This window comes from uncultured Sphingomonas sp. (assembly GCF_913778135.1).
Taxonomy (GTDB): domain Bacteria; phylum Pseudomonadota; class Alphaproteobacteria; order Sphingomonadales; family Sphingomonadaceae; genus Sphingomonas.
In genome coordinates this window covers 1-9,569 of record NZ_CAJYVU010000139.1, presented here as the reverse complement: position 1 = coordinate 9,569, position 9,569 = coordinate 1, and the positions used below count along the sequence as shown (strand labels likewise).

General features: G+C 66.9%; 8 protein-coding genes. 7 read left to right on the top strand and 1 reads right to left on the bottom strand.

Annotated elements, in window-relative coordinates:
• Positions 1-89 precede the first annotated feature (89 nt).
• The 7 genes from nusA (at position 90) to QZ847_RS12745 (ending at position 7,026) form a co-directional block, all read left to right on the top strand.
• On the top strand, positions 90-1,718 hold the full coding sequence (gene nusA / locus QZ847_RS12775) for a transcription termination factor NusA (RefSeq protein ID WP_294357033.1): 1,629 nt from the start codon (positions 90-92) through the stop codon (positions 1,716-1,718).
• Positions 1,718-1,960: a 4-oxalocrotonate tautomerase family protein gene (locus QZ847_RS12770; protein WP_294192074.1), complete on the top strand. Its 243-nt coding sequence runs from the start codon at positions 1,718-1,720 to the stop codon at positions 1,958-1,960. The genes nusA and QZ847_RS12770 overlap by 1 nt, the downstream gene beginning before the upstream one ends.
• Positions 1,941-2,684 (top strand): DUF448 domain-containing protein, encoded by a 744-nt coding sequence (locus QZ847_RS12765; protein WP_294357032.1) that lies wholly within the window; start codon positions 1,941-1,943, stop codon positions 2,682-2,684. Before QZ847_RS12770 ends, QZ847_RS12765 begins: the two co-directional genes overlap by 20 nt.
• Entirely contained in the window at positions 2,681-5,530 is a 2,850-nt protein-coding gene (gene infB, locus QZ847_RS12760) for a translation initiation factor IF-2 (protein ID WP_294357030.1), read from the top strand. Before QZ847_RS12765 ends, infB begins: the two co-directional genes overlap by 4 nt.
• A 197-nt stretch (positions 5,531-5,727) precedes the next feature.
• Positions 5,728-6,048, top strand: coding sequence for a hypothetical protein (locus QZ847_RS12755; RefSeq protein WP_294357028.1), 321 nt, complete (start codon positions 5,728-5,730; stop codon positions 6,046-6,048).
• Complete coding sequence (rbfA, locus tag QZ847_RS12750; protein WP_294357027.1) at positions 6,045-6,437, top strand: 30S ribosome-binding factor RbfA; 393 nt, start codon at positions 6,045-6,047, stop codon at positions 6,435-6,437. Before QZ847_RS12755 ends, rbfA begins: the two co-directional genes overlap by 4 nt.
• A 10-nt stretch (positions 6,438-6,447) precedes the next feature.
• The gene (locus QZ847_RS12745; RefSeq protein ID WP_294191556.1) at positions 6,448-7,026 is read left to right on the top strand and encodes a thymidine kinase; all 579 of its coding nucleotides are present in this window, start codon (positions 6,448-6,450) and stop codon (positions 7,024-7,026) included.
• A gap of 157 nt (positions 7,027-7,183) precedes the next feature.
• On the opposite strand, the gene clpA is transcribed toward QZ847_RS12745, so the two are convergent.
• The gene (gene clpA / locus QZ847_RS12740) at positions 7,184-9,496 is read right to left on the bottom strand and encodes an ATP-dependent Clp protease ATP-binding subunit ClpA (RefSeq protein ID WP_294357025.1); all 2,313 of its coding nucleotides are present in this window, start codon (positions 9,494-9,496) and stop codon (positions 7,184-7,186) included.
• Positions 9,497-9,569: the final 73 nt, after the last annotated feature.

Below are 9,569 nucleotides of genomic sequence, written 5' to 3'. Positions count from 1 at the left end.
GCCACCGTCCCGCTCTCGATGGAGGGCGCGGAAGAAGAGATTCACGATACCGCCGCTGAAGCGGACGGCGAAGAAGAGGAAACCCACTGATGGCCACCGGCGTCACCGCCAATCGTGCGGAGCTGATCGCGATCGCCAATTCGGTCGCTTCGGAGAAGATGATCGACAAGGCGATCGTCATCGAAGCGATGGAAGACGCGATCCAGCGCGCCGCGCGCACGCGTTACGGCCAGGAAATGGACATCCGCGCGAAGCTGGACCCGAACAACGGCGACCTGCGGCTGTGGCGCGTCGTCGAGGTGGTCGAGCTGGTTGACGACATCTACAAGCAGGTTGACCTGAAGGGCGCGCAGAAGCTGCAGGACGGCGCGCAGCTCGGCGACTTCCTCGTCGATCCGCTGCCGCCGATCGAGTTCGGCCGCATCCAGGCGCAGGCCGCCAAGCAGACGATCTTCCAGAAGGTGCGCGACGCCGAGCGCGAGCGCCAGTATGAGGAGTTCAAGGACCGCGCGGGTGAGATCATCACCGGCGTCGTTAAACGCGTTGAGTTCGGCCACATCGTCGTCGACCTCGGCCGCGCCGTGGGCGTGATCCGCCGTGACGCGCAGATCCCGCGCGAGGTGGTGCGCGTCAACGACCGCATCCGCTCGCTGATCCTGAAGGTCGTGCGTGAGAACCGCGGGCCGCAGATTTTCCTGTCACGCGCGCACCCCGATTTCATGAAGAAGCTGTTCGCGCAGGAAGTGCCCGAAATCTACGACGGCATCATCGAGATCAAGGCCGCGGCCCGCGACCCGGGCAGCCGCGCGAAGATCGGCGTCATCTCTCACGATTCCTCGATCGATCCCGTCGGCGCCTGCGTCGGCATGAAGGGCAGCCGCGTCCAGGCGGTCGTGCAGGAGATGCAGGGCGAGAAGATCGACATCATTCCCTGGTCGCCCGACACCGCTACCTTCGTCGTCAACGCGCTTCAGCCGGCGAATGTCGCGCGCGTGCTGATCGACGAGGAAGACGACCGGATCGAGGTGGTCGTGCCCGACGATCAGCTTTCCCTCGCGATCGGTCGCCGCGGCCAGAACGTCCGCCTCGCCTCGCAGCTGACCGCCAAGGCGATCGACATCCTGACCGAAACCGACTCGAGCGAGAAGCGTCAGGCCGAGTTCGTCAAGAACAGCGACACGTTCCAGAACGAGCTCGACGTCGATGAAACGCTTGCGCAGCTGCTCGTCGCCGAAGGGTTCAGCGAGCTCGAGGAAGTCGCCTATGTCGAGCTCGACGAGCTGGCGGGCATCGAAGGCTTCGACGAGGATCTCGCGCAGGAGCTGCAGAGCCGCGCGCAGGAAGCGCTGGAGCGGCGCGAGACCGCGCAGCGTGAGGAGCGCCGTGCGCTCGGTGTCGAGGACGCGCTCGCCGAGCTGCCCTATATGACCGAAGCGATGCTCGTCACGCTCGGCAAGGCGGGCATCAAGACGCTCGACGATCTCGCCGACCTCGCCACCGACGAGCTGATCGAGAAGAAGCGCCAGGAGCCGCGCCGCCGCAACGACGACGCGCCCAAGCGTCCGGAGCACAAGGGCGGCGTGCTCGGTGCCTATGGCCTCTCCGAGGAGCAGGGCAACGAGATGATCATGGCCGCGCGCGCGCACTGGTTCGAGGACGAGCCGGCATCCGCGAGCGAGAACGCCGAGCCCGAAGCCGAAGAGGCTGCGCGCGACTGATGCCGTTCGTGTCGATCCGACTGGCGGGCAGTGCGACCCGCGATCAGAAAGCGGGGATCGTGGCTGATGTCACATCCTCGCTGGTCACGCGGCTGGGCAAGAACCCGGCCGCGGTGCAGGTCGTGATCGAGGAAGTCAGCACGGAAAATTACGGTGCGGGCGGGCAGCTGATCGCCGATCGCGACTCGCCAGCCCCGTCGACCATCGCCAAGGGAGACGCGCATGCGGAACCCCGACCATGAGGCGATAAGCGGGCCCACCCGCTCCTGCATCCTGACCCGCGATCGTGCGCTGCAGCACGCGCTGGTGCGGCTGGTGCTCGGCCCCGACAATCTGGTCTACCCCGACGTGCGCGCGAAGGCGCCGGGTCGCGGTGCCTGGATCGGGGTGACGCGTGGCGAACTCGAACAGGCCTATGCCAAGGGCCGTCTTCGCGGCGCGCTCGCCCGCGCATTCAAGTCGAACGACGTGCAGGTTTCCGACACGCTGCCGCAGCAGATCGCGACCGCACTGGAGAAGAACGCACTCGACCGCTTGGGGCTTGAGGCACGTGCAGGCCACCTGCTGACCGGCGCGGAGCGGATCGAGAATGCGGCGCGTGGCGGGCAACTTCGTGCGCTTTATCATGCCGCCGACGCGGGCGAGGACGGCGCGCGCAAGCTCGCGCAGGCATGGCGCGTCGGCTCCGATCGTGAGGGAAGCGACCTTAAGGGTCTGGTTCTTCCCGTCGCGCGCCCCATATTGTCGTTGGCGCTGGGCCGCGAAAATGTGGTACATATCGGCGTCACCGACCGCACGGCGGCCGATCGACTGGGCGAAGCGCTCGGTCGCTGGCTGCACTTTATCGGCCCTGATCCTATCCCGGCACCTTGCGAAACGGCCTCGCAAGGCGCATCGGCGCCCGGTCCCGAGCTTGCCTCGAACCTGGCGCCTACGGCCGTGACGATGAACGAGGAATTTGAGTGAGCGAGACCGACAACGACAAGCCGAAACTCGGAATGCGCGCGCCCCTGGGGCTGAAGCGCACGGTCGAGACCGGCAAGGTGAAGCAGAGCTTCAGCCACGGCCGTAGCAATACGGTAGTGGTCGAGGTGAAGCGTCGCCGCGTGCTCGGTCCGCAGGGTGCGGCCGAGCAGACCCCGGCGCCCGAGCCGACGCCGGCACCCGCGCCTGCTGCACCGCAGCCGCAGGCCGCACCGCCGCGCGCGCCGGTCAGCAACGAGACCGCGCAGGAGCGCCAGTCGCGTCTGCTGCGCGAGGCCGAGGAACAGCGCATGCACGCGCTGGAGGAAACGCGCCGCCGCCAGGACAGCGAGCGTCAGCACGCCGCCGAGGCCGAGCGCTTGCGCGCCGAAGAGAAGCGCCGTGCCGAGGCGGAAGCGCAGGCTGCCCCGCCCGCCCCTGCTCCCGAGCCCGAGCCGACCCCTGCTCCCGCACCCGCGCCTGCTCCCGAGGCAGCGCCTGCGCCGACTGTCGCGACGCCGATGGGCGCGCGCGGCTTCCGCCCGGTCGTGCGTGAAACGCGGCCGGCGCCCGAACCCGCACCCGAGCCGACCCCGGCTCCGGCCGCTGAGGCGACGCCCACACCCGCTCCGGTCGAGGCGGCAGCACCCGTTCCTGCGCCGACGCCTGCGCCTACCCCCGCACCTGCTCCGACGCCCGCACCCGCGCCGCGTCCGACGATCGAGCTCGGTCGCGATCCGTCGATGCCCGCGCCGCGTCGTTTCTCGCCGGTCGCGCGTCCCGACATTCCCAAGCCGCAGCCCAAGCCCGAGCCGAAGCCGGCGGCTGCCGCCACGCCGTCGCAGCCCGCGTCGGGCGGCGGCGTCAACACGCCGCGCGCGATGCCCGCGGGCACGATGGCGGCGCGCGGTGCGACCGCGGCCCGTCCGCAGCAGCGCGACCGCAAGTCGGACGAGCGTCGCGGCGGCAAGCTGACCGTCACCCGCGCGTTGAACGAGGACGGCGCCCGCGCGCGCAGCCTCGCCGCGTTGAAGCGTGCACGCGAGAAGGAAAAGCGTGGCTTCGGCGGCCCGCGCGAGCCGCAGGCCAAGCAGGTCCGCGACGTGCAGGTGCCCGAGGTCATCACGGTGCAGGAGCTCGCCAACCGCATGGCGGAGCGTGGTGCTGATCTCGTGAAGGCGCTGTTCAAGATGGGCATGCCCGTCACGATGACGCAGTCGATCGATCAGGACACCGCCGAGCTGCTGGTGACCGAATTCGGCCACAACATCGTCCGCGTGTCCGACAGCGACATCGACCTCGCGCTCGACACCGCGCCCGATGCGGAAGGTGATCTGCAGCCGCGTCCGCCGGTGGTCACGATCATGGGCCACGTCGACCACGGCAAGACAAGCCTGCTCGACGCGCTGCGCGGCACCGATGTGGTGCGCGGCGAGGCCGGCGGCATCACGCAGCACATCGGCGCGTATCAGGTGACGCTCAAGGACAAGTCGAAGGTCACCTTCCTCGACACGCCGGGTCATGAGGCGTTCACCGCCATGCGTGCGCGCGGCGCCGATGTCACCGACATCGTCGTGTTGGTGGTCGCGGCCGACGACGGGCTGATGCCGCAGACGATCGAGGCGATCAACCACACCAAGGCGGCGGGAAAGCCGATGATCGTGGCGATCAACAAGGTCGACAAGCACGACGCCAACCCGCAGCGCGTGCGCGAGCGTCTGCTCGAACACGACATCCAGGTCGAGGCGATGGGCGGCGAGACGCAGGACGTCGAAGTCTCCGCGCTCAAGAAGACCGGGCTCGATGAGCTGATCGCCAAGATCCAGCTCCAGGCCGAGCTGCTTGAGCTGCGCGCCAATCCCGACCGCGACGCTGAGGGCAGCGTGGTCGAGGCGAAGCTCGACAAGGGCCGCGGTCCGGTCGCGACCGTGCTCGTCACGCGCGGCACGCTCAAGGTCGGCGACGTGTTCGTCGTCGGCGCAGAGAGCGGCAAGGTTCGTGCGATCGTTGACGACAAGGGTCGCCAGCTGAAGAATGCCGGTCCCTCGATGCCGGTCGAGGTGCTCGGCATTACCGGCACGCCGTCGGCGGGCGACCAGTTGCAGGTGGTCGAGAACGAGCAGCGCGCGCGCGAAGTGGCGGAATACCGCCAAGGCGTGCTGACGCAGAAGCGCACCACTACTGCGCCTGCGAGCCTGGAGAGCATGTTCTCCGCGCTCGCCGCCAACAAGGCGATCGAGTATCCGCTCGTCGTCAAGGCGGACACGCAGGGAACGGTCGAGGCGATCGTCGCGTCGATCAACAAGATCTCGACCGATCTCATCCGTGCGCGCGTGCTGCACTCGGGTGTCGGTGGCATCACCGAGAGCGACGTGACGCTCGCGGGCGCGTCGGGCGCGCCGATCATCGGCTTCAACGTCCGCGCGAACGCCAAGGCACGCGAGATCGCCGAGCGGCAGAAGGTGGCGTTGAAATATTACGACGTCATCTACGACCTGATCGACGAGATCCGCGCCGGCATGGCGGGCGAACTCGGACCGGAGGCGTTCGAGACCGTCGTCGGCCGCGCCGAGATTCGCGAGGTCTTCTCGGCCGGCAAGCACGGTCGCGCGGCGGGTCTGCTCGTTACCGACGGTGTCATCCGCAAGTCGCTCAAGGCGCGCATCACGCGCCAGGATGTCATCATCTACCAGGGCGAGATCGCGTCGCTTCGTCGCTTCAAGGACGACGTGCCCGAGGTTCGCGCCGGTCTGGAGTGCGGTGTCACGTTCACGCAGAACTTTACCGACATCAAGGCGGGCGACTATCTGGAAACCTACGAGGTCGAACTGCGCGAACGCACGCTGTAAGCGCGCCCGAGCGGGCGGATGCTGTCACAGACACAGATCATCCGCTCGCTCGGCGAGGCGCTCGGCTGGCTCGAAAAGGAACTCGACTGGGGCGCACCGCTTGCCGAGCTTCGGCACCTGACCGGACGCATTGGTGAGCTCTACGCCGCCATGCTGATCCGCGGGTGCGGTCAACCAGCGCGGCTACGCCGTGCTCCGTGCCGACTTCGATCATCATCTGCGATACCTTGCGAACGGCGAAGTCGATTTCCCGATCCGACCTCCGCGTACCCCCCGTGCGCAACGTGGACGATCAGGCGATCCTCGCCGAGGCCGCTCATGACCGCTGGATGGTTCGCCAAGATGACAGCGGGACCGTGCGAGTGCTGGACGACGACGTGGAACTCGCGACCGCGATGCCGGCGCTCCGTATGCTCGCGGCGACACTTGGCGTTGACCTGCGTAATGCTAATGGCGGGTTTCGGAACACGCGGCAGCTCGGTGAAGCTGTGCTCGTGGCGATGAAGAGTGTGAAATGAAGAACGACGACAAGCCCGAGAAATCCGTCCGCACGCTGCGCGTCGGCGAGCAGGTCCGCCACGTCCTGTCGGAGATCCTGCAACGCGGCGACGTGCATGACGAGACGCTGGCAAAGCACATGGTCAGCGTAACCGAAGTACGCATGTCGCCGGACCTTCGCCACGCGACCGTGTTCGTGAAGCCGCTGCTCGGCCTCGACGAGGAGGCGGTGCTGAAGGCGCTGCGCACCAACACCGCCTATCTTCAGCGCGAGGTCGCGCACCGCGTGCAGAACAAATACGCCGCCAAACTCAAGTTCTTGGCGGATGAGAGCTTCGACGAGGGCAGTCACATCGACGCGCTGCTGCGCCGTCCAGAGGTTGCGCGCGACCTGAACGACGACGAATAAGCTGCACGCCGTGGCCAAGCTCTATTTTTACTACGCTAGCATGAACGCGGGCAAGTCGACCAATCTGCTCCAGGCCGACTTCAACTACCGCGAGCGGGGCATGGCGACGATGCTGTTCACCGCCGCGATCGACGACCGCTTCGCCGCGGGCACGATCACCTCGCGCATTGGCCTCTCCGCGCCCGCGACACCGTTCGACACCTCGACCGACATCGCCGCGCAGGTGGCGGCGCAGCACGCCCACACACCCATCGCCTGCGTATTGGTCGACGAGGCGCAGTTCCTCACAGACGCGCAGGTCGACCAGCTCGCCTGGCTCGCCGACACGCTCGGCGTGCCGGTGCTCGCCTATGGCCTGCGCACCGACTTTCAGGGACAGCTCTTTCCCGGCTCGGCGCGCCTGCTCGCGCTCGCCGACTCGCTCGTCGAGATCAAGTCGGTCTGCGCCTGCGGGCGCAAGGCGACGATGAACCTGCGCGTCGACAGCTCCGGAAGCCCGATCGCGCAGGGGCAGCAGACCGAGATCGGCGGCAACGACCGCTACGTCGCGCTATGTCGCCGCCACTTCACCGAGGCGCTCACCGGCTGATCTGCCGGGCAACTCTCGCCCCTACCTACCCCGATCGTTGTCGGTAGGCCCCCGCCCCTCCTACTCGGCGGCACGACGGCAGCGAGGGACCACCCGCAAAACAAAACCCCGGCCAGTCACCCGGCCGGAGTCCATGTCACTCATCGCTAGTCGCGGTTCACGCCTTGACGGTCGCCGCCTTGCCGCCCTTCTTCTTGGGCTTGGGCGCCGCCGGCTCGATCGTGAAGGCAAGCGCATTGTCCTTGAGCTTAACCGTGACCTCGCCGCCGTGGACCAGCTTGCCGAACAACAGTTCCTCGGCGAGCGGCTGCTTGATCTTCTCCTGGATCAACCGGCCCATCGGGCGCGCGCCGTAAAGCTTGTCATACCCCTTCGTCGTCAGCCACGTCTTCGCCTCGTCATCCAGCTTGATGTGGACGTCGCGGTCGGCGAGCTGCAGTTCCAGCTGGAGGATGAACTTGTCTACCACGCGCGCGACCACCTCGGGCGGCAGGTAACCGAACGGCACCACCGCATCCAATCGGTTGCGGAACTCGGGCGTGAACATCCGCTGCACCGCCTGCTCGTCCTCACCCTCGCGGGTAAGATTACCGAAGCCGACCGTCTCGCGCGCCATGTCGCTGGCGCCCGCATTGGTCGTCATGATCAGGATCGTGTTGCGGAAATCGACCGTCTTGCCGTGCTGATCGGTCAGACGCCCGTTGTCCATCACCTGCAACAGGATGTTGAACAGGTCGGGGTGCGCCTTCTCGATCTCGTCGAGCAGTAGCACGCAGTGCGGGTTCTGATCGACCGCGTCGGTAAGGAGACCGCCCTGGTCGAACCCGACATAGCCCGGAGGCGCACCGATCAGCCGGCTGACCGAGTGCCGCTCCATATACTCCGACATGTCGAACCGCTGGAGCGGAATGCCCAGGATCGTCGCCAGCTGCTTCGCCACCTCGGTCTTGCCGACGCCCGTTGGACCCGAGAACAGATAGTTGCCGATCGGCTTCTCCGGCTCGCGCAGGCCCGCGCGCGCCAGCTTGATCGCCGACGACAGCTTCTCGATCGCGGCATTCTGCCCGAACACGACGCGCTTCAGGTCGGTTTCGAGATGCTCGAGCACCTTCTTGTCGTCGGTCGACACCGACTTCGGCGGGATGCGCGCCATCGTGGCGATGACCTGCTCGATCTCCTTGGCGGTGATCGTCTTCTTGCGCTTGTTCGGCGCCACCAGCATCTGCATCGCGCCGACCTCGTCGATCACGTCGATCGCCTTGTCGGGCAGCTTGCGGTCGTTGATGTAGCGCGCGGACAGCTCCACCGCCGACTTGATCGCCTCGGGCGTGTACTTGACCGAGTGATGCGTCTCGAATGCCGAACGCAGCCCGGCGAGGATCTTGATCGTATCCTCGACCGACGGCTCGTTGACGTCGATCTTCTGGAACCGGCGCAGCAGCGCGCGGTCCTTCTCGAAGTGGTTGCGGAACTCCTTGTAGGTGGTCGAGCCGATGCAGCGGATCGTGCCGCCCGACAATGCGGGCTTGAGCAGGTTCGATGCGTCCATGGCTCCGCCCGATGTCGCCCCCGCGCCGATAACCGTATGGATCTCGTCGATGAAGAGCACCGCGTCGGGCATCTTCTCCAGCTCGTTGACGACCGCCTTCAACCGCTCCTCGAAATCGCCGCGGTAGCGCGTCCCCGCGAGCAGCGCGCCCATGTCGAGCGAGTAGATCACCGCGGGCAGCAACACCTCGGGCACGTCGCCCTCGACGATCTTGCGCGCCAAGCCTTCCGCGATCGCAGTCTTTCCGACACCCGGATCACCGACGTAGAGCGGGTTGTTCTTGGAACGGCGGCACAGGATCTGCACCGTGCGGTCGACCTCGGCCGAACGCCCGATCAGCGGGTCGACCTTGCCGGTCTTCGCCTTCTCGTTTAGGTCGACGGTGAACTGCTTGAGCGCGCTCTCGCCCTTCTTCCCGCCCTCGGCCTTTTCCTTCTTTTCTTCCTCCGCACCCTTCACGCTGGTCGCCTCCGGGGTGGCGTTGCCCTTGCCAACGCCGTGGCTGATGTAGCTGACCGCATCCAGCCGGCTCATGTCCTGCTGCTGGAGGAAATAGACCGCGTAGCTCTCGCGCTCGCTGAACAATGCGACGAGCACGTTGGCGCCCGTCACCTCGTCGCGGCCCGACGACTGGACGTGGAGGATCGCGCGCTGGACGACGCGCTGAAAACCGCTGGTGGGCGACGGATCAGTCGCGGCGTCGACCTTCAACGCGCCGAGTTCGGTGTCGAGGTAGTGCGCGACGGTGGTCTTCAGCTCACCCGTGTCGACCCCGCAAGCGGCCATCACCTGGCTGGCGTGCTCGTCGTCGATCAGTGCGAGCAGAAGGTGCTCCAGCGTCGCATATTCGTGGCGACGCGAGGACGCGGCCTCGAGCGCCTTGTGCAGCGTGGTCTCGAGAGCGCTGGCGAAAGAAGGCATCGGTTACTTACTCCTGTCGGGCGCTGCCCGAACAGGCATCGCCCTTTCCACCTATGTCGGTAGTCGAGCGCCC